We start from the raw sequence: 19,765 nt of genomic DNA, 5'->3' as shown, positions 1-19,765 counted from the left end.
CGCCGCGTCGGCCGCCGCGTCGTACTGGATCGGGCCCTCGACGAGCAGGTCGGGCCGGCGCTCGCGCACCAGAGCCGTCGCCGCGCGGACCTTCTCGACCCCGATCACCCCAGGAGTCCCCTCATGTCCGTCGTCCTCGTCGTCAACAGCGGATCGTCGTCGTTCAAGTACCAGCTCATCGAGATGACCACCGAGGAGACGCTCGCCAGCGGCCTCGTCGAGCGGATCGGCGAGGACACCGGCCGCACGAAGCACACCCGCGACGGGGAGTCGTTCGAGATCGAGGGGCCGATCCCCGACCACACCGCCGGCTTCGACGCGATGATCCGCGCGTTCGGCGAGCACGGCCCGAGCCTCGACGAGTTCCCTCCCGTCGCCGTGGGCCACCGCGTCGTGCACGGCGGCAAGCGCTTCTTCGAGCCCACCGTCGTCACCGACCTGGTCAAGATCAACATCGAGGACCTCGCCGACCTCGCCCCGCTGCACAACCCCGCCAACCTCGAGGGCATCGAGGCGGCGCAGAAGGCCTTCCCGGACGTTCCGCACGTCGCCGTCTTCGACACCGCCTTCCACCACACGATCCCGGCCGAGGCGTCGACCTACGCGCTGCCCGCCGAACTCGCCGAGAAGCACCGCGTCCGCCGCTACGGCTTCCACGGCACCTCGCACAAGTTCGTCTCGGAGGCCGCCGCCGCCTACCTCGGCCGCCGCCGCTCCGACCTGAAGACGATCGTCCTGCACCTGGGCAACGGAGCGTCCGCCTGCGCCGTCGACGGCGGCGTCTCCGTCGAGACCTCGATGGGCATGACCCCGCTCGAGGGCCTGGTGATGGGCACCCGCTCCGGCGACCTCGACCCGGCCGTCGTCTTCCACCTGGCCCGCAAGGCGGGCCTCTCGATCGACGAGCTCGACACCCTCCTCAACCGCCGAAGCGGCCTCCTCGGCCTCACGGGTCGCGGCGACATGCGCGACGTCCAGGAGGCGGCCGAGGCCGGCGACGAGCAGGCCCGCGCCGGGCTCGAGGTCTACTACCACCGCCTCCGCCACTACATCGGGGCCTTCTACGCCCAGCTGGGCCGCGTCGACGCCGTGGTGTTCACGGCGGGAGTCGGCGAGAACGTCGCCGCCGTCCGCGCCGGCGCCCTCCGCGGCCTCGAGGGCCTGGGCATCGAGCTCGACCCCGAGCGCAACACGTCCTCCGACCGCGGCGCCCGCCGCATCTCCACCGACGACTCCCGCGTCGCCGTCCTCGTCATCCCCACGAACGAGGAGCTGGAGATCGCCCGGCAGTCCTTGTCGGTCGTGTAGCGGCGGAGCCGCGACACGACTCGCGGCCGGCTTCCAGGGGTGGCGGCTCCCGTGGAGCGGGTCCTGTCGGGCTGCCCTGAATCGCTCGCACGCGGCGGTGCCCGCTCGTCGTGCGGCGGTGGCCCGTTGCGCGACCGCGGTCGGCTTCTCGTGGGCCTGCATCGCGCAGAGCCGGGTACGTCGGGCTGCCCAGAATCGCTGGCACGCGGCGGTGCTCGCTCGTCGTGCAGCGGTGGCCCGCTGCACGACCGCGGTCGGCTTCTCGTGGGCCTGCGTTGCGCAGAGCGGGTCTTGTCAGGCTGCCCTGAATCGCTCGCACGCGATTCCGGGTCGCGGCCCCCTGCCGAACACGCGGCGACCCTCGCTGGTCGAGTAGCCGCGGGACGCGGCGTGGCGAGAGCCACCGAGTACGAGGGGGATCTCGATGCGCCCGCTGTGCAGGCTGCTCCATCCGCAGGAGCCGGCTGAGGAGCCCCGGCTCAGGGCAGCAGGCGCGCGTCGCCCGCGTAGAGGTTGAAGCCGGAGCCGCGGCTGAAGCCGATCAGGGTGAGGCCGGAGTCGCGAGCCAGGTCCACCGCCAGCGACGACGGGGCACCGACCGCGGCGAGCAGGGGGATGCCGGCCATCACGGCCTTCTGCACCAGCTCGAACGAGGCGCGCCCCGATACCTGCAGCAGCGTCCCCCGCAACGGCAGCCGCCCCTCCCGGAGCCCCCAGCCGACCACCTTGTCCACGGCGTTGTGCCGCCCGACGTCCTCCCGGAGCACCAGCAGCGAGCCGTCCGCGTCGAACAGCCCGGCCGCGTGGACGCCGCCCGTCCGCTCGAACACCGCCTGCGCCTCGCGGAGCCGATCGGGGAGAGAGACCAGCAGCTCCCGCTCGACCCGCAGGTCGTCCTCCGCGACGCTCCACGCCGAGTCGGTGGCGACCGCTTCGAGCGACGCGAGCCCGCACACTCCGCACGAGCTCGTCGTGTACACCGACCGCTCGCGCTCGAGCAGCACGGCCTCCCGCCCGCCGCGGACGCTCGCGTCGACCACGTTGTACGTGTTCTCTCCCGGCTCGGAGCCGCTCGCGCAGTAGCGCATCGCCGCGAGCTGCTCCGACTCGGTGAGCACCCCCTCGGACACCAGGAATCCCGCGACCAGGTCGAAGTCGTCGCCGGGTGTGCGCATGGTCACGCTGAAGCGCCGTCCGCCGACGCGGATCTCGAGCGGCTCCTCGACGGCCAGGACGTCCTCGCGGCGTCGGGGCGGATCGCCGGCGCGGACGGCGGTCAGGCGGGTGCGGGCGACACTGCGGCTCATGGGTCTCCTCAGGCGGTGGAGGTCATCCTCCCACCGGGAACCGGGAGCGATGCCGGGGTGCGGACGTACGATGCAGGAATGGTCGATGACGCCGAGCCCCGCGAGAGTCCGATCGACGAGAGCCGCCTCTCCGTCCGGTCGCCGAAGAGACGCGCCGTCGGGATCCCCGGCGTCGCCCACGCCCTCGAGATCTCGCTCAAGCAGATGGGTCCGGTGCGCAGCGCCGAGACGCTCCTGCGGGTGAACCAGAAGGCCGGATTCGACTGCCCGGGCTGCGCCTGGCCGGAGGGCGACAAGCGCCACGTCGCCGAGTTCTGCGAGAACGGAGCGAAGGCGGTCGCCGAGGAGGCCACGCTCCGCACCGTCACATCGGCCTTCTTCGCCGCGCACCCCGTCGCGGAGCTGGAGGAGTGGGACGACTTCGCGCTCGGCCAGCAGGGCCGGCTCACGGAGCCGATGCTGCTCGAGGAGGGCGCGACGCACTACCGGCCCGTGGGCTGGGACGAGGCGCTCGACCTCGTGGCGGAGGAGCTGCGCGCCTGCGCGAGCCCTGACGAGGCGATCTTCTACACGTCCGGCCGGACCTCGAACGAGTCGGCCTTCGTCTACCAGCTGATGGTCCGCGGCTTCGGTACGAACAACCTGCCCGACTGCTCGAACATGTGCCACGAGTCCAGCGGATCCGCCCTCACCGAGACGATCGGGATCGGCAAGGGCTCGGTGAGCCTGCGCGACGTGGAGCGGGCTCCGCTGATCATCGTCGCCGGCCAGAACCCCGGCACGAACCACCCGCGGATGCTGACCGCGCTGGAGCGCGCCAAGCGCGCCGGCGGCACCATCGTGGCCGTCAATCCGCTGCCGGAGGCGGGGCTGCTCCGCTTCCAGAACCCGCAGACCGTCCGCGGCACCCTGGGCGACGGCACGGCCCTCGCCGACCACTTCCTCCAGGTCCGGCTGGGCGGCGACCAGGCCCTGTTCCAGGGTCTGGGCAAGGCGCTGCTCGAGGCGGAGGAGGCGCGCGGCGACGTCTTCGACCACGCCTTCATCCGCGAGAGCACCGGCGGCCTCGCCGAGTACCTCCACGGGCTGCGGGAGGTCCAGTGGGACGAGATCGAGCGGGCGAGCGGGATCGACGAGACGCGCATCCGCACCGTCGCCGAGCTGATCGCGGCGTCCGAGGGCACCGTCGTCTGCTGGGCGATGGGCCTCACGCAGCACGCGCACTCGGTCGCGACGCTCAAGGACGTCGTCAACGTGCTCCTGCTCACCGGCAACATCGGCAAGCCCGGCGCGGGCGTCTGCCCGGTGCGCGGCCACTCGAACGTGCAGGGCGACCGCACGATGGGCATCTTCGAGCGGATGCCGGACTCCTTCCACGACGCGCTCGACCGCGAGTTCTCCTTCTCCTCCCCCCGGGTGCACGGGACGGACACGGTCGCCGCGATCCGGGCGATGCGCGACGGGAAGGCCCGCGTGTTCATGGGGCTCGGCGGCAACTTCGCCCGGGCGACGCCCGACAGCGGAGTGACGGAGGCGGCGATGCGCTCGCTCGCCCTCACCGTGCACGTCTCGACCAAGCTCAACCGCTCGCACGTGGTCACCGGCCGGCGCGCGCTGATCCTGCCGACCCTCGGCCGCACCGACTCCGACGTGCAGCGCTCGGGCGAGCAGCGGGTCACGGTCGAGGACTCGATGAGCGCCGTGCACGCCTCCCGGGGCCGCCTGCGCCCGCCGAGCCCGGGCCTGCGCTCGGAGGTGGCGATCCTCACGGGGATCGCGGAGCGGCTGCTCGAGGGCCGCGAGAACGTCCCCCGGGTCGACTGGGCGGGACTGCGCGACGACTACCGCCGCATCCGCTCGCACATCGCCAACGTCGTCCCCGGCTTCGACGGGTTCGAGGCCCGGATCGACGTGCCCGGCGGCTTCGTCCTCCCGCACCCGCCGCGCGACTCGCGCCGCTTCGACACCCCCTCCGGCCTGGCCCGCTTCACCGCGAATCCGCTCGAGTACCCGCGGGTTCCGGAGGGCAGGCTGCTGCTGCAGACGCTGCGCTCGCACGACCAGTTCAACACCACGATCTACGGCAAGGACGACCGCTACCGCGGGATCCACAACGGCCGCCGGGTGGTGTTCGTCCACGCCGACGACGTCGCCGAGCTGGGCTTCGCGGACGGCGCGATGGTCGACCTGGTCTCGGAGTGGCCCGACGGCGTCGAGCGGCGGGCGGAGGCGTTCCGCGTCGTGGCGTACGACACGCCCCGCGGCTGCGCGGCCGCCTACTACCCCGAGACGAACGTCCTCGTACCGCTGGACTCGACCGCGAAGATCAGCAACACGCCGACCTCGAAGTCGGTCGTGATCCGCCTCGAACCGGCGGCGTAGGCCTCACCAGGGCAGCGGCAGCAGGCGCACCGAGTCGCCCGCTGCCGCTCCCGGTGCGGGCACGACGGCCACGGCCTCCGAGGCGGCGAGACCGGTGAGCATGTGCGAGCGGATGCCGGCGGAGGCCCGCCAGCCGTCCTCGCCGGAGGAGACGGGCACGAGCACCGTGGTCCCCGCGCGCCCGAGCGGCTCGGCGAGGACGCCCCGGCCGAGAGGTCGGGCAGCGGCGCCCGACGCCGCGTCGAGGGCCGGCGGCAGGAAGGAGAGCGCCGCGAGCAGGGCGGCGAGCGGATTGCCCGGCAGAGCGATCACCAGCGTCCCGCCCGGCAGCAGCGCAGCCATGGTCGGGTGGCCGGGGCGCATGCCGACGCCGTCGACGAGGACGCGCGCGCCCACCGCATCGAGGGCGCGACGGACCGTGTCCACCCGGGAGCGCCCGGTCCCGCCCGTCGTGAGGAGGATCGGCGCCGTGCCCGCCAGCAGCGTCCGTGCGATCGCCTCCTCGTCGTCGCCGCGGCGCACGACCTCTCCCACGGCTCCGCCCGAGAGCTCGACCAGCGCGGGCAGCAGCGGCGTGAACGCATCGCGCACCCGTCCGGCGGGCGGCATCCCCTCGGTGTCGACCTCGTCCCCCGTGAGGAGCAGGTCGACCGCGGCGGGCGGGCGGACGTCGAGCGCGTCGATCCCGGCGACCGCGAGCAGGGCGAGGTGCGCGGGAGTGAGGCGGGTCCGGGCATCGACCAGCACGGCTCCGCAAGCGGCCTCGTCGCCCGCGCGCCGGACGTGGCGGCCGGGCGGGAGGGGCGCCCGCGCCGTCAGCAGGTCGTCGCGGACCACGCCCTGCTCGGACGGCAGCACGGCGTCGCTCCAGTCGGGCACGGCGGCTCCGGTGACGATCGGCGCGGCGGTGCCGTCCTCGAGCGGCCAGGGCCCGGGGCCGCGCACGGCCCAGCCGTCCATGGCCGAGGAGTCGTAGTGGGGGAGCGGCCGGGCGGCGGTGACGGCGCGGTCGAGGACGGCTCCGCGGGCGTCGAGGAGGGGGACTGTCGAGACGCCGGAGCGCGCCACCGCTTCGCCGACGATCCGCCTGGCCTCGTCCCAGTCGGTCGCCTCGTGCCCGTGTGCGCTCATCCCGTCCATTCTCCCGGGGCTCGGGGCGGGCCCCGGGCAGGACCCGCCCCGTCGATCATCCCAGGTAGCCGTTCGGGTTCAGCACGAACTTCTTCGCGGCGCCCTTGTCGAAGTCGGCGTAGCCGCGGGGAGCGTCGTCCAGGCTGATCGCGGTGGCCTGGACCGCGTCGGCGATGTGGACCCGGTCGTGCAGGATCGCCATCATCAGCTGCCGGTTGTACTTCATGACCGGGCACTGGCCCGTGGTGAAGGACAGCGACTTCGCCCAGCCGAGCCCGAGGCGGATCGACAGCGAGCCCTCCTGGGCCGCCTCGTCGACTCCGCCCGGGTCGCCCGTGACGTAGAGGCCCGGGATGCCGAGGGCGCCGCCCGCCGCGGTGATCGACATCAGCGAGTTCAGCACCGTCGCCGGCGCCTCCTTCCCCGAGTCGGCGCCGTTGCCATGCGCCTCGAAGCCGACGGCGTCCACTCCGCAGTCGACCTCGGGCACGCCGAGGATCTGCTCGATCTGGCCGGCCGGATCGCCCTTCGAGACGTCGACCGTCTCGCAGCCGAAGGAGCGCGCCTGCGCCAGACGCTCCTCGTTGAGGTCCGCGACGATCACGACGGCCGCTCCGAGCAGCTGCGCTCCGACCGCCGCGGCGAGTCCGACCGGTCCCGCTCCTGCGACGTAGACCGTGGAGCCGACGCCGACCCCGGCGGTCACCGCGCCGTGGAAGCCCGTCGGGAAGATGTCCGAGAGCATCGTCAGGTCGAGGATCTTCTCGAGCGCCTGATCGCGGTCCGGGAACACCAGGAGGTTCCAGTCGGCGTAGGGGACCATCACGTACTCGGCCTGCCCGCCGACCCAGCCGCCCATGTCGACGTAGCCGTACGCGCTGCCCGGGCGGTCCGGATTCACGTTGAGGCAGATGCCGGTCTTGCGCTCCTTGCAGTTGCGGCAGCGGCCGCAGGCGATGTTGAACGGCACGGACACGATGTCGCCGACCTTGACGAACTCGACGTCGGGGCCGACCTCCACGACCTCGCCGGTGATCTCGTGGCCGAGCACGAGGTCCGACGGAGCGGTGGTGCGGCCGCGGACCATGTGCTGGTCCGAGCCGCAGATGTTGGTGGAGACGGTGCGGAGGATGGCGCCGTGCGGCAGCTTCCGCCCGATGTTCGCCGGATTGACGCCGGGTCCGTCCTTCAGCTCGAAGGTGGGGTAGTCGATGTCGATGACCTCGACGACTCCGGGGGACTTGTAGGCGACGGCTCTGTTGCCTGACATGCGGGGCTCCTTCAGATGGACGACCGCGGCGCAGTCGGCCGCGGGAGTCCTGCGCCGCTCTCGGTCCGAGCCGCGGCACCGGGACTCGGGGGAACCGTACGGCGTCGGCCTGGTGCCGGATCGAGGCCGGTGGAGTAGCGTCTCAGGAGGCGTGCGTACGCTCGTCCACCGCCCGGTGCGAGGCCGTGAGCGCCGCGTCGAGCGCGTCCCGGCCGCCCCCGGCCAGGCCCGCCGCGTAGCCCGCGAGGAACGTGGTCAGCGGAGCCGCCGGCCGGACCACTCCGTGCGCCGCGCGACCGGCGAGGGCGAGCAGGGCGTCCGGGTCCACCGGGACCTCGTTGAGGCCGAGCGCGGAGCACAGCTCGGCCCACCAGCCGGCGAGCACCTCCTCCGTGGGGCGGGCGCCGTCGGAGGCGGAGGGGCGGGGGCCGGTCGTGTCGTCCATCCGCTCAGTCTGCGCCGCACGGGCCCGGCAGGTCGATCCCGTGCCGGTGCGCGTCGGCGGGCGCGTCGACGTCGTCGGTCGTCCCTCCGGGCACCGTCACGAGCCGCGGGGGAAGGTCCCGGAGGAGGGCGCGCACCGAGGAGCCGTCGGGATCGCCGAGCGCGGTGAGCGCTTCGACGAGGGCCGCTCGCCGGTGCACGCCGAGGAGCTGCTGGGCTCGGCCGCTCGCGTCGACGGCCAGGAGGGAGGCCTCGACGGCGTTCGACGCGACCTCGAGCAGGGTGTGCACGGCGGGAGCGGGGGCGACGAGATCGGCGGCGAGCACGACGACCCAGTCCGGAGCGCCCGGGCGGTCGAGCAGGGGCAGCGCGGCGGCCAGGCCCGCGACCGGGCCGCCGAACGGCGGATCCTCCTGGACGAGCTCGGCGCCGTCGACGGCCGGTGCGAGCGACGACGGTCCGGCCACGACCCTCCGCTCGGCTCCGCGCACGGCTGCTAGGGCGGTGCCGAGGAGCGTCGACTCGCGGTGCCGGAGGAGCGGCTTGACCGCGCCGCCGAGGCGGGAGGCGCGTCCGCCGGCGAGCACGACCGCGTCGAAGCGGGGGAGCGGAGGCGGTGGGAGCACGGGACCGAGGCTACGCGCGCTCCGGTCTCCGCCGTCCCGGCTCCGGTGTCGGAGGTCGCGGCTACTGTTGACGGGTGGTAGCAGCCCTGTATCGCCGGTACCGGCCCGAGACGTTCGCCGAGATGATCGGCCAGTCCCAGGTGACGGATCCGCTCATGACGGCGCTCCGCACCAACCGCGTCAACCACGCCTACCTCTTCAGCGGCCCCCGCGGCTGCGGCAAGACCACCTCGGCGCGCATCCTCGCCCGCTGCCTCAACTGCGCGACGGGCCCGACCGACACCCCCTGCGGCGTCTGCGACAGCTGCGTCGAGCTCAGCCGCGAGGGCCAGGGCTCGCTCGACGTGGTCGAGATCGACGCGGCGAGCCACAACGGAGTCGACGACGCGCGCGATCTGCGCGAGCGCGCCATCTTCGCCCCGGCGCGCGACCGCTTCAAGATCTTCATCCTCGACGAGGCGCACATGGTCACGCCGCAGGGCTTCAACGCGCTGCTCAAGATCGTGGAGGAGCCGCCGGAGCACGTGAAGTTCATCTTCGCGACCACAGAGCCGGACAAGGTCATCGGCACGATCCGCTCGCGCACGCACCACTACCCGTTCCGGCTCGTCCCGCCGGCGCAGATGCTCGACTACACGCAGGAGCTCTGCGAGCGCGAGGGCGTGCACGTGGCGGCCGGCGTGCTGCCGCTCGTGGTCCGCGCGGGCGGCGGGTCCGTCCGCGACACGCTCTCCCTGCTCGACCAGCTGATGGCCGGCTCCGAGGCCGAGACCGTCGAGTACGAGCGGGCCGTCGCCCTCCTCGGCTACACCCACGGCGCCCTGCTCGACGAGGTGGTCGACGCGCTCGCCGAGCACGACTCCGCCGAGGCGTTCGGAGCGGTCGACCGCGTCATCCAGACGGGGCAGGACCCGCGCCGCTTCGTCGAGGACCTGCTCGAGAAGCTCCGCGACCTGATCGTCGTCGCGGCGACCGGGGGAGCGGCCTCGGCCGTGCTCCGCGGCGTCTCGCAGGACGAGCTCGACCGCATGGCCGGCCAGTCGCGCGCGCTCGGCCTGGCCGAGCTCTCGCGCATCGCCGACGTGGTCAACGAGGCCCTCACCGAGATGACCGGTGCGACCTCGCCGCGCCTGCACCTCGAGCTGATGATCGCCCGCACCCTGGTGCACGGCACCGGCGCCGGCATCGCGCCCGCTGCGGCCCAGGAGGAGCGCCCGCGGCACGTGGCCGCGCCGCGCGAGTCCGCGGCGCCCGCCCCGCGGTCGTCCGAGGCGTCGCGCGCGTCCGAGCCGTCCCGTGCGCCCGAGCCCCACCACGCCTCGCACGCCGCCGCTCCCGGCTCGGTGCCCGAGTCCATCGCGGCCGCTCCGCGCACCGAGGCGCCGGTGACGGCGTCCGCACCGGTCGCTGCGCCGCCGGTGACGGCGCCCGACGAGACGGCGGCCGCCCCGGAGGCGGACGAGTCCGCGCCGGCCGAGTCAGGACGCCCCCGCGCGACGACCGCCGCGGCGGCTCGTCCGGAGCCGGTCGAGCAGGAGCCGTCGGATCAGGCCGCTGCGTCCACTGAGGCGGCCGCCGCCTCCGCGGCCGCCGCCTCCGCACCCGCTGCGGCCGCGGGCGACGCACCCGCCGACGGCGCGGTCACCCTCCAGCGGATGAAGGACACCTGGCCCGAGATCCTCGAGGTCGTGCAGAAGGCGAAGATGACCGCCTGGCTGGTGGCCTACACCGCCCAGGTGCGCGCCCTCAAGGACGACGTGCTGACCCTCTCGTTCCCGAGCCAGAACGACGTCGAGTCGTTCAAGATGCCGGGAACCGCGGGGCAGCCCGGAGTCAGCGAGTACCTGCGTCAGGCGATCCAGCAGGTCCTCGGCCTGCGGGTGAAGTACATCGCCCGCGTCGAGCCTCGCGCAGCCGCCCCGGAGGCCGAACGCGCCGCCGTCGAGGCGACCGCCGCGCCCGCTCCGGCTGCGCCGATCCCGGCCGCGACCGGCTCCGACGGCTGGGCCACGGTGGCGATCCCCGCCGATCCGACCCCTGCGGCCGAGGCGGCTGCTCCCTCCGCTCCGGTGGAGGCCCCCGCCGCGGCCGCCGAGCCGGTGCGCGCCGCCCCCCTCGCCGCCGCTGAAGCCGCTCCCGCCGGCGACGAGCCCCCGTTCGACGAGGAGCCGCCGGAGGAGGACATGCCGCCGGTCGAGCCGCCGATGCCCGATTCCTGGGCGACCGTCGCACCTCCCGGCGAGCCCGCCGCCGCGCCCGACCCCGCCGCCCCACCCGAGAGGAGGCGACCGCATGTACGAAGGCATCGTCCAGGAGCTGATCGACGAGCTCGGCCGGCTCCCCGGCATCGGTCCGAAGTCCGCCCAGCGCATCGCGTTCCACATCCTGCAGACCGAGACGTTCGACGTCACCCGGCTCGCCGAGATCCTGCTCGAGCTGCGCGGCCGTGTGCACTTCTGCGACATCTGCGGGAACGTGGCGGAGGAGGCGACCTGCGGGATCTGCCGCGATCCGCGCCGCAGCCGCGCCGTCATCTGCGTCGTGGAGGAGGCGAAGGACGTCCCGGCGATCGAGCGCACCCGCGAGTTCCGCGGGCTCTACCACGTGCTCGGCGGCGCGATCAGCCCGATCGACGGCATCGGCCCGGATCAGCTCCGCATCCGCCAGCTGCTGCAGCGGCTCGCGGACGGCGAGGTGCAGGAGGTCATCATCGCGACCGACCCGAACCTCGAGGGCGAGGCGACGGCGACCTATCTCTCGCGCATGCTCAGCACCCTCGGCATCCGCATCACCCGTCTGGCCTCCGGGCTGCCCGTCGGCGGAGACCTCGAGTACGCCGACGAGATCACCCTCGGCCGCGCCTTCGAGGGCCGCCGGCTCGTCGAGAACTGACGCGGCCGCCGGAGTCGCATGACCGCTCCGGCATGCGGTCGACCGGTAGACTCGCCCGTCGGGTCGCGACGGCGGCCCAGCCACCGACACGGGAGCAGCACGTGAGCCTGATCGTCCAGAAGTTCGGCGGGTCCTCCGTCGCCGACGCGGAGAGCATCAAGCGGGTCGCGAAGCGGATCGTCGCCACCAAGCAGGCGGGCAACGACGTGGTCGTCGCCGTCTCGGCCATGGGCGACACCACCGACGACCTGCTCGAGCTCGCCCACCAGGTCACGCCCATCCCCGCCCCTCGCGAGCTCGACATGCTGCTCTCCTCGGGCGAGCGCATCTCGATGGCGCTGCTGGCGATGGCGATCAAGAGCATGGGCTTCGAGGCCCGCTCCTTCACCGGCAGCCAGGCCGGCATGATCACGGACGCGCAGCACGGCGCCGCCCGTATCGTCGACATCACCCCGGTCCGCCTCCGCGAGGCGCTCGACGAGAACGCCGTCGTCATCGTCGCGGGCTTCCAGGGCTTCAACCGCGACACGAAGGACATCACCACCCTCGGCCGCGGCGGCTCGGACACCACCGCCGTCGCGCTCGCCGCAGGACTCGGCGCCGACACCTGCGAGATCTACACCGACGTCGACGGCGTCTTCACCGCCGACCCGAGGGTCGTCAAGAAGGCCCGCAAGCTCGACCGCATCACCAGCGAGGAGATGCTCGAGCTGGCCGCCGCGGGAGCGAAGGTGCTGCACATCCGCGCCGTCGAGTTCGCCCGCCGCCACGGAGTCACGCTCCACGTGCGCTCCTCCTTCAGCCCCAACGAGGGCACCATCGTCTACAACGCCGAGACCTCCGGCGCCGAGCAGAACGGACAAGCCGTGGAAGAGCCCATCATCGCCGGAGTCGCCGCCGACCTGAACGAGGCGAAGATCACCGTCGTCGGAGTCCCCGACATCCCGGGCAAGGCCGCGCAGATCTTCACGATCGTGGCCAAGACCGGCTCCAACATCGACATGATCGTGCAGAACGTGTCGGCTGCGGCCACCGCCCGCACCGACATCTCGTTCACCCTGCCCAAGGCCGACGGCCAGACGGTCCTCATGGCTCTCAACGCCGAGAAGGACGAGGTCGGCTTCGAGTCCCTGCAGTACGACGACCAGATCGCCAAGCTCGCGCTCGTGGGCGCCGGGATGCGCACCAACGCCGGCGTCTCCGCGAAGCTGTTCCGCTCCCTCTACGAGGCCGGGATCAACATCGAGATGATCTCCACGAGCGAGATCCGCATCTCGGTCGTCACCCGCGCCGACACCGTGAACGAGGCTCTGCGCGTCGTGCACACCGCCTTCGGGCTCGACGCCGAGGACGAGGCCGTCGTCTACGCCGGCACCGGCCGCTGACGGCCGGACACCCTCGCGATCCGGCCGTTCCTCCCGAGCGGCCGGACCGACCGGTACCCTCTCCCTCGATCCCCCCGCCACGAGCGGCCCGCGCGCCGCACGGACGAAAGAGCACAGCATGAGCAGCACCCCCCTCCACGTGGGCGTCGTCGGCGCGACCGGCCAGGTCGGGAAGGTGATGCGCCGCCTCCTCGAGGAGCGCGACTTCCCGATCGCGTCCATCCGCTTCTTCGCCACCGCCCGCTCGGCGGGCACGACGCTGCCGTTCCGCGGCGAGGACGTCGTGGTCGAGGACGTGGAGACCGCCGATCCGTCGGGGCTCGACATCGCCCTGTTCTCGGCCGGAGCCACGGGATCGCGCGCGCAGGCGCCCCGCTTCGCCGCGGCCGGCGTCACCGTGATCGACAACTCCAGCGCCTGGCGGATGGACCCCGAGGTCCCGCTGGTCGTCAGCGAGGTGAACCCCCACGCCATCGACCAGGCGGTCAAGGGCATCATCGCCAACCCCAACTGCACCACGATGGCCGCGATGCCGATCCTCAAGGTCCTCGACCGCGAGGCGGGGCTCACGCGCCTGATCGTCAGCACCTACCAGGCCGTGTCCGGCAGCGGGCTGGCCGGAGCGAACGAGCTGGCCGGCCAGGTCCGCGCCGCCGTCGCCGACGAGCACCTGCTCGACCTGGTGCACGACGGCTCGGCGGTCGACTTCCCCGCGCCGGACAAGTACGTCGCCCCGATCGCCTTCGACGTCATCCCCTTCGCGGGGAGCCTGGTCGAGGACGGCTCGAACGAGACCGACGAGGAGAAGAAGCTCCGCAACGAGAGCCGCCGCATCCTCGAGCTCCCGGAGCTGCTGGTCTCGGGCACCTGCGTGCGCGTCCCCGTGTTCACCGGCCACTCGCTCTCCGTCAACGCCGAGTTCGCCTCCGCCCTCAGCCCCGAGCGTGCTCGCGAGCTGCTGGCCGACGCGCCCGGCGTCGTGCTGCGCGAGGTGCCGACTCCGCTGGAGGCCGCGGGCAAGGACCCGAGCTTCGTCGGCCGCATCCGCGCCGACGAGGGCGCCCCGGAGGGACGCGGCCTCGCGCTCTTCATCAGCAACGACAACCTCCGCAAGGGCGCGGCCCTGAACGCCGTGCAGATCGCCGAGCTCATCGCGGCCAAGCAGCCCGTGTCCTGACCGGCGTGGACGGGGCCGGCGCCGAGCGCTCCGGCCCCCTCCGGGTGGAAAAGCCGCGAATTTGATGGGGGAGCGGGTCCCCTCCCGGCCGCGGCGTCCGCGGGCGAGCGTAAACTCGACTCTCGTGAACTCCTCGGAACCGGTCGACGTCGCCCTCATCGGTGGGGGCATCATGAGCGCCACGCTCGGCGCCCTCATCACCCAGCTGCAGCCCGACTGGACGATCGCCGCCTACGAGCGCCTCGGCGACGTCGCGCAGGAGTCGTCGAACCCGTGGAACAACGCGGGCACCGGTCACGCGGCCCTCTGCGAGCTGAACTACATGCCCGAGGCGGCCGACGGCTCCGTCGACCCGGCCAAGGCGATCCAGATCAACGAGCAGTTCCAGATCTCGCGCCAGTTCTGGTCGAGCCTGGTGGAGTCCGGCGACATCCGCGAGCCCTCCAGCTTCATCAACCCGGCGCCGCACATGACCTTCGTGCACGGCGAGGCCAACGTCGAGTACCTCCGGAAGCGCTACGAGGCCCTCAAGGACCAGCCGCTGTTCGCCGGCATCGAGTTCACCGAGAGCGTCAAGACCATCCACGAGTGGGCGCCCCTGCTGATGGAGCAGCGTCCCGCCGGCGGCGGCCCCTACGCGGCGACGCGCATGCCGGCCGGCACCGACGTCGACTTCGGCTCGCTGACCCACCAGCTGTTCGACCACGTCGTCGCCCACGGCGGCACGCTCGACACCGGCCGCGAGGTCACCGACATCACCCGGCAGAAGGACGGCACCTGGCGCCTCGACCTCAAGCAGGTCGTCGGAGGCACGCCCCAGTCGGTGACCGCCCGCTTCGTCTTCGTCGGCGCCGGCGGCGGTGCGCTGCACCTCCTGCAGAAGTCGGGCATCCCCGAGATCAAGGGCTTCGGAGGCTTCCCGATCTCGGGGCAGTTCCTCCGCACCGACAACCCCGAGCTGGTCGCCCGGCACAAGGCGAAGGTCTACGGCAAGGCCGCCGTCGGCGCGCCCCCGATGTCGGTGCCGCACCTCGATGCGCGCGTCGTCGACGGCGAATCGTCCCTCCTCTTCGGCCCCTACGCGGGCTTCACGCCCAAGTTCCTGAAGCGGGGCTCGTGGCTCGACCTGCCCCTGTCGATCCGGCCGCACAACATCGGCCCGATGCTCGCGGTCGCCCGCGACAACCTCGACCTGATGAAGTACCTGATCGGCGAGGTGCTCGCCGGCCGTGGCAAGAAGATGAAGGCCCTGCGCGAGTTCCTGCCCACCGCCCGCGACGAGGACTGGTACCTGATCACCGCCGGCCAGCGCGTCCAGGTGATGAAGAAGGACGAGAAGAAGGGCGGCGTGCTGCAGTTCGGAACCGAGGTCATCACCGGAGGGGACGGCACGATCGCCGGCCTGCTCGGCGCCTCGCCCGGAGCCTCGACCGCCGTGCCGATCATGCTCGACATCGTGCAGAAGTGCTTCCCCGACCGGATGAAGGCCTGGGAGCCGCGGATCCGCGCGCTGGTGCCGAGCTACGGCTCGACCCTCAACGACGCGCCCGAGAAGGCCGAGCAGACGGTCACCGCGACCGCCGAGACGCTGGAGCTGTCCGCCTCGGTCTGATCGGCTGCGACGCGCTCGAACGTATGTTCTAATGGCTCCATGAGGTGGAGCGGGCAGTCGATCGGCACGGCCGACGAGGCCGCCCTGCCCGGCCTCGTCAAGCTCACCGACCTGGTGCGGACGGTGCGCACGCCGGAGTTCGAGGGCATCACCTTCTACGAGGTGCTCGCGAAGTCGGCGCTCAACCGCGTGCACACCTCCTCGAAGATGCCGTTCGGCTGGAGCATCAACCCGATGCGCGGCTGTACCCACGCCTGCACCTACTGCTTCGCCCGGCCCACGCACGAGTACCTCGAGTTCGACGGCGGCCGCGACTTCGACTCGCAGATCGTCGTGAAGGTGAACGTCGCCGAGGTCCTCACCCGGGAGCTCGCGAAGCCGAGCTGGGAGCGGCACCCCGTGGCACTCGGCACCAACACCGATCCGTACCAGCGCGCCGAGGGCCGCTACCGGCTGATGCCGGGCATCATCGCCGCGCTCGCCGCCTCGGGCACCCCGATCTCGATCCTCACGAAGGGCTCGCTGCTGCGGCGAGACCTGCCGCTGCTCCGCGAGGCCGCCGAGCACGTCCCGGTCGACCTCGGAGTGTCGATCGCCGTCTACGACGAGGGCCTCCAGCGCTCCGTCGAGCCGGGTGCGCCGACCGCGGCGGCCAGGCTGGCGACGGTCACCGCGGCACGGGAGGCCGGCTTCGACTGCTCGGTGTTCCTGATGCCGATCCTGCCGTTCCTCACCGACACCCGGGCGCACCTCGACGAGTCGCTCCGGGCCTGCCGCGAGGCGGGCGCCAGCACGATCATGTACTCGACCCTCTACCTCAAGCCCGGGGTGAAGGAGTGGTTCCTGCAGTGGCTCGGGCAGGAGCACCCCGAGCTGGTCGACAAGTACCGAGCGCTCTACCCGGGCCGCGACGCCTACGCGCCTCTCGAGTACCGGCGCTGGCTCTCGGCGCGCATCCGCCCGCTGATGCGCGCGCACGGGCTCGAGCGCGGCGAGGAGGACCCGGCCACCGGCTCCGTCAAGTCCTCCGCCCTCGGTTCGCTCGGGACGCTGCGGACCCTCGGCGGCGAGCGGCGCTCCCTCCAGCACGACGGGCTGCTGGTCGGGGAGCTCGGGCCGGAGCGCGCCGCGATCCTGCCGGGCGTCGGGCAGCCGACGCTGTTCTGAGCCGGGGGCGGGCCCGGCCGCGGCTAGGATCGTCCGCATGGTCACCCGCTCCGGTGAGCCCTCGGGCTCCTCCGCCCGGAGCGCCCGCGACGCGGCACCCCGTGCGGTCCGGCTCGGCCTGCTCGACCCGCGCGAGGACCTGCTCGCGGCGACGAGCGCGTGGATCCGCACCCACGCCCCGGACTTCGAGGTCGTCGTGGCCGCTTCCACCTGGCACGACCTGGTGACGAGCGATGTCTTCCCCACCCAGGTGGTCGTGATGGACGTCGAGCTGCGCGAGCCGATCTCGATCCAGGCGCGGATCCGGACCTGCCGGGCGGCCGGAGCCGCGGTCGTGGCGCTCTCCGCGAGCGAGGACGACGAGGTCCGCGAGCGCGCCCTGAAGGCCGGAGCGGTGCGGCACCTGGCGAAGTCGCGCCCGCTCGCCGAGGTGATGGAGCAGACCCGCGCCGCTCTCGAGATGCGCTCTGCCGACGTCTCGTCCGCGCAGTGGCGGCCCCTGCCGTCCGGAGTCGCGGCGCAGCAGCGCCCACGGCTCAGCGCCGGCGAGCTGGAGGCGCTGCGCCTCTACGCGTCCGGATCGAGCACCCCCGAGGTCGCCGCCAAGATGAACGTGCAGTTCGAGACCGCGAAGACCTACCTGCAGCGCGTGCGCCGCAAGTACGTCGCCGTCGGCAGGCCCGCGAGCCGCCGGGCCGATCTGATCCGCCGCGCCGGCGAGGACGGGTTCCTCCCGTGACCGGCCCCTGCTCACCCCGGGGGCCCCGCCTCCGGACCCGCCCCGAGGAGACCTGATGGCCAAGCTGTACTTCCGCTACGGAGCGATGAACAGCGGGAAGAGCACGTCGCTCCTGCAGGCCGCGCACAACTACGAGGAGCGCGGGCACCGGGTGCTGCTGGCCAAGCCGGCCGTCGACACGAAGGGCGAGGAGCTGATCGTGTCGCGGCTCGGCGTGACCCGTCCGGTGGACATCCTGTTCGAACCCGACGGGGACCCGGTGGCCGTCTTCACCGCCGCCCGGGCCCGCGTGCTGGCCGAGTCGAAGCGCGACGTGAGTGCTCTGCTCGTCGACGAGGCGCAGTTCCTGCCGGAGTCGCACGTCGACGATCTGCTCCGGATCGCCATCCTCGAGAACGTGCCCGTCCTGGCGTACGGCATCCGCACGGACTTCCGCACCGCCGCGTTCCCGGGAAGCAGGCGGCTCCTGGAGATCGCCCACAGCCTCGAGGAGCTGAAGACGATCTGCCGGTGCGGGCGCAAAGCGATCTTCAACGGGCGCGTCGTGGACGGCCGCTTCGTGTTCGACGGCGATCAGGTCGCGATCGACGGAACGGCGGTCACCTACGAGTCGCTGTGCGGCGCGTGCTACCTCCAGGAGAGCCGCGGCCGGCTCCGCGGGTGACCGGTCGAGCGTTCCTCACCGGCGCGACACCCCTCCGAAACGAGGAAGTGGGTAGCCTGACGACGTGACAACACCGGAAACGGAATTACGCCTTTCGAAGCAGCAGGAAAGGTCGGGGGAAACGATGACGGCGCAAGGGGCACCGCTGAGGCGTCGGCCGTCGTGGGAGCAGGACTACCGGCGACGGCTGCTCATCACGGACGTCGTCGCGATCGTCCTCTCCGTCTTCGGCACGCAGCTCTTCTGGTTCGACCTGAACCTGAACTCGGACCTGGGGTTCAAGAACCCCGCCGACATCGCGGTCAGCTACACCTGGGTGTCCGTCGCCCTGTCGGTCGGCTGGCTCCTCGCCCTCCAGGTCTTCGACACGCGCGACCGCCGGATCGTCGGCACCGGCTACGTCGAGTACCGCCGCGTCGTCGACGCCTCCATCTGGCTCTTCGGCATCGTCGCGATCATCGCCTACCTGCTCCAGATCCTGCTCGCGCGCGGCTACATCATCACGGCGTTCCCCGCCGGGATCGTGCTGATCTGCGTCGGCCGCCTGGTCTGGCGCTCCTGGCTCACCCGGCAGCGCCGGGCGGGCCGCTTCTCGAGCCAGGTCGTGCTCCTCGGCTCCCGCGCGAGCGTCCTGCACACCGCACGCGAGTTGCGCCGCGGCACCGAGGCCGGCTACAAGCTCGTCGGCGCCGTCTCGACCTCGGTCGGCGGTGCGGACGCGCTGCGGAGCGAGCAGGAGCTCTCGGGCCTCGCGGTCCACGGGTTCACCGGGATCGACGGCGTCCGCGCCGTGATGGACGCCACCGGCGCCGACACGGTGGTCGTCACGAGCTCCGACGAGCTGGCGCCGCAGCGGATCCGCGAGCTGAGCTGGACGCTCGAGCCCGGGCGCGAGCACCTCGTCGTGGCGCCGAGCCTCACCGACATCGGCGGTCCGCGCATCCACACCCGCCCCGTCGCGGGCCTTCCGCTGATCCACGTCGAGACCCCGCGCTTCGACGGCCGCCAGCGGTTCGCCAAGCGCCTCTTCGACATCCTCGCGTCGACCATGCTGATCATCCTCAGCGCGCCGGTGCTCGTCGTCGTCGCCGTGCTGGTCAAGGTCACCAGCCCCGGGCCCGTGCTCTTCCGGCAGGAGCGCATCGGTCTGAACGGCGCGACCTTCGAGATGCTGAAGTTCCGCTCGATGGTCGTCGACGCGGAGGCGCGACTGGCGGCTCTCGCGTCGCAGCAGCGTGCGGAGGGGAACTCGATCCTCTTCAAGATGGCGAAGGACCCGCGCGTCACCCGGGTGGGCGCGATCCTCCGGCGCTTCAGCCTCGACGAGCTGCCCCAGTTCCTGAACGTCTTCCGCGGCGACATGTCCCTGATCGGCCCCCGCCCGCCGCTGGCCCGCGAGGTCGAGCAGTACGAGGAGCACGTGCACCGCCGCTTCCTGATGAAGCCGGGCATCACCGGGCTCTGGCAGGTCAGCGGACGCTCGAACCTCTCGTGGGAGGACACCGTCCGCCTCGACCTGTACTACGTCGAGAACTGGTCGATGACCGGCGACATCGTCATCCTCTTCAAGACCGCGCGCGCCGTCCTCGCCCGCGACGGGGCGTACTGATCGCCGGGGGGAGGGGCGCCGAGCCCCGCACCCTGTCCGTCTCGGTCCTCGA

The 19,765-nt window shown here is 72.6% G+C and carries 15 protein-coding genes and 2 pseudogenes; 11 read left to right on the top strand and 6 right to left on the bottom strand.

Going from position 1 to position 19,765, the window contains the following annotated elements; all coding sequences use genetic code 11:
* Positions 1-99 (bottom strand): annotated as a pseudogene (locus C5C33_RS18165) (phosphate acyltransferase); the annotation flags it as partial.
* A 24-nt stretch (positions 100-123) separates the two neighbouring features.
* On the opposite strand from C5C33_RS18165, the gene C5C33_RS02915 reads away from it, so the two are divergent.
* Positions 124-1,308: an acetate/propionate family kinase gene (locus C5C33_RS02915; protein WP_104227458.1), complete on the top strand. Its 1,185-nt coding sequence runs from the start codon at positions 124-126 to the stop codon at positions 1,306-1,308.
* A 479-nt stretch (positions 1,309-1,787) separates the two neighbouring features.
* Here C5C33_RS02915 and fdhD read toward each other — a convergent pair whose 3' ends face one another.
* Positions 1,788-2,615 carry a formate dehydrogenase accessory sulfurtransferase FdhD gene (gene fdhD, locus C5C33_RS02910; protein WP_104227459.1) on the bottom strand — a complete coding sequence of 276 codons (828 nt, stop codon included), beginning with the start codon at positions 2,613-2,615 and terminating at the stop codon, positions 1,788-1,790.
* Between the two features lie 78 nt (positions 2,616-2,693).
* Between fdhD and C5C33_RS02905 the strand changes: the two genes are divergently transcribed.
* A complete protein-coding gene (locus C5C33_RS02905) occupies positions 2,694-4,997 on the top strand; it encodes an FdhF/YdeP family oxidoreductase (RefSeq protein ID WP_104260364.1) in 2,304 nt (767 codons plus the stop codon).
* Between the two features lie 3 nt (positions 4,998-5,000).
* On the opposite strand, the gene C5C33_RS02900 is transcribed toward C5C33_RS02905, so the two are convergent.
* The 4 genes from C5C33_RS02900 to C5C33_RS02885 all read right to left on the bottom strand — a co-directional run bounded on the left by C5C33_RS02900 (position 5,001) and on the right by C5C33_RS02885 (position 8,468).
* A complete protein-coding gene (locus C5C33_RS02900; protein ID WP_181136176.1) occupies positions 5,001-6,128 on the bottom strand; it encodes a molybdopterin molybdotransferase MoeA in 1,128 nt (375 codons plus the stop codon).
* A 55-nt stretch (positions 6,129-6,183) separates the two neighbouring features.
* A complete protein-coding gene (fdhA, locus tag C5C33_RS02895; RefSeq protein ID WP_104225123.1) occupies positions 6,184-7,398 on the bottom strand; it encodes a formaldehyde dehydrogenase, glutathione-independent in 1,215 nt (404 codons plus the stop codon).
* A 142-nt stretch (positions 7,399-7,540) separates the two neighbouring features.
* A complete protein-coding gene (locus tag C5C33_RS02890; protein ID WP_219813640.1) occupies positions 7,541-7,843 on the bottom strand; it encodes a DUF6457 domain-containing protein in 303 nt (100 codons plus the stop codon).
* Between the two features lie 4 nt (positions 7,844-7,847).
* Positions 7,848-8,468: a molybdenum cofactor guanylyltransferase gene (locus C5C33_RS02885; protein ID WP_258069165.1), complete on the bottom strand. Its 621-nt coding sequence runs from the start codon at positions 8,466-8,468 to the stop codon at positions 7,848-7,850.
* 74 nt (positions 8,469-8,542) lie between these two features.
* Here C5C33_RS02885 and C5C33_RS02880 point away from each other — a divergent pair.
* The 9 genes and pseudogenes from C5C33_RS02880 to C5C33_RS02840 form a co-directional block, all read left to right on the top strand.
* Positions 8,543-10,444: pseudogene (locus C5C33_RS02880) on the top strand (DNA polymerase III subunit gamma and tau); the annotation flags it as partial.
* Between the two features lie 316 nt (positions 10,445-10,760).
* Positions 10,761-11,360 carry a recombination mediator RecR gene (gene recR, locus C5C33_RS02875; RefSeq protein ID WP_104222157.1) on the top strand — a complete coding sequence of 200 codons (600 nt, stop codon included), beginning with the start codon at positions 10,761-10,763 and terminating at the stop codon, positions 11,358-11,360.
* Positions 11,361-11,461: 101 nt separating this feature from the next.
* Complete coding sequence (locus C5C33_RS02870) at positions 11,462-12,745, top strand: aspartate kinase (protein ID WP_104260372.1); 1,284 nt, start codon at positions 11,462-11,464, stop codon at positions 12,743-12,745.
* Between the two features lie 118 nt (positions 12,746-12,863).
* The gene (locus C5C33_RS02865) at positions 12,864-13,922 is read left to right on the top strand and encodes an aspartate-semialdehyde dehydrogenase (RefSeq protein ID WP_104227259.1); all 1,059 of its coding nucleotides are present in this window, start codon (positions 12,864-12,866) and stop codon (positions 13,920-13,922) included.
* A 64-nt stretch (positions 13,923-13,986) separates the two neighbouring features.
* Entirely contained in the window at positions 13,987-15,534 is a 1,548-nt protein-coding gene (locus tag C5C33_RS02860; RefSeq protein WP_104260362.1) for a malate:quinone oxidoreductase, read from the top strand.
* 39 nt (positions 15,535-15,573) lie between these two features.
* Positions 15,574-16,701 carry an Rv2578c family radical SAM protein gene (locus C5C33_RS02855; RefSeq protein ID WP_104233745.1) on the top strand — a complete coding sequence of 376 codons (1,128 nt, stop codon included), beginning with the start codon at positions 15,574-15,576 and terminating at the stop codon, positions 16,699-16,701.
* A 37-nt stretch (positions 16,702-16,738) separates the two neighbouring features.
* A complete protein-coding gene (locus tag C5C33_RS02850; protein ID WP_104260361.1) occupies positions 16,739-17,440 on the top strand; it encodes a LuxR C-terminal-related transcriptional regulator in 702 nt (233 codons plus the stop codon).
* 55 nt (positions 17,441-17,495) lie between these two features.
* Entirely contained in the window at positions 17,496-18,104 is a 609-nt protein-coding gene (locus C5C33_RS02845) for a thymidine kinase (RefSeq protein WP_104227256.1), read from the top strand.
* Between the two features lie 124 nt (positions 18,105-18,228).
* Positions 18,229-19,713, top strand: a complete 1,485-nt coding sequence (locus C5C33_RS02840; RefSeq protein WP_104222171.1) for a sugar transferase — start codon at positions 18,229-18,231, stop codon at positions 19,711-19,713.
* Positions 19,714-19,765: the final 52 nt, after the last annotated feature.

This window comes from Rathayibacter sp. AY1H3 (assembly GCF_002932015.1).
Note: the sequence above shows the minus strand (reverse complement) of the source record. Positions and strands in the feature narration are given on the sequence as shown.

Bases quoted from the DNA above. Each gene is read 5' to 3' on its own strand.
- C5C33_RS02915 (WP_104227458.1), top strand. From the start codon at position 124: ATGTCCGTCGTCCTCGTCGTCAACAGCGGATCGTCGTCGTTCAAGTAC.
- fdhD (WP_104227459.1), bottom strand. From the start codon at position 2,615: ATGAGCCGCAGTGTCGCCCGCACCCGCCTGACCGCCGTCCGCGCCGGC.
- C5C33_RS02905 (WP_104260364.1), top strand. From the start codon at position 2,694: ATGGTCGATGACGCCGAGCCCCGCGAGAGTCCGATCGACGAGAGCCGC.
- C5C33_RS02900 (WP_181136176.1), bottom strand. From the start codon at position 6,128: ATGAGCGCACACGGGCACGAGGCGACCGACTGGGACGAGGCCAGGCGG.
- fdhA (WP_104225123.1), bottom strand. From the start codon at position 7,398: ATGTCAGGCAACAGAGCCGTCGCCTACAAGTCCCCCGGAGTCGTCGAG.
- C5C33_RS02890 (WP_219813640.1), bottom strand. From the start codon at position 7,843: ATGGACGACACGACCGGCCCCCGCCCCTCCGCCTCCGACGGCGCCCGC.
- recR (WP_104222157.1), top strand. From the start codon at position 10,761: ATGTACGAAGGCATCGTCCAGGAGCTGATCGACGAGCTCGGCCGGCTC.
- C5C33_RS02865 (WP_104227259.1), top strand. From the start codon at position 12,864: ATGAGCAGCACCCCCCTCCACGTGGGCGTCGTCGGCGCGACCGGCCAG.
- C5C33_RS02860 (WP_104260362.1), top strand. From the start codon at position 13,987: ATGGGGGAGCGGGTCCCCTCCCGGCCGCGGCGTCCGCGGGCGAGCGTA.
- C5C33_RS02855 (WP_104233745.1), top strand. From the start codon at position 15,574: ATGAGGTGGAGCGGGCAGTCGATCGGCACGGCCGACGAGGCCGCCCTG.
- C5C33_RS02850 (WP_104260361.1), top strand. From the start codon at position 16,739: ATGGTCACCCGCTCCGGTGAGCCCTCGGGCTCCTCCGCCCGGAGCGCC.
- C5C33_RS02845 (WP_104227256.1), top strand. From the start codon at position 17,496: ATGGCCAAGCTGTACTTCCGCTACGGAGCGATGAACAGCGGGAAGAGC.
- C5C33_RS02840 (WP_104222171.1), top strand. From the start codon at position 18,229: ATGACGGCGCAAGGGGCACCGCTGAGGCGTCGGCCGTCGTGGGAGCAG.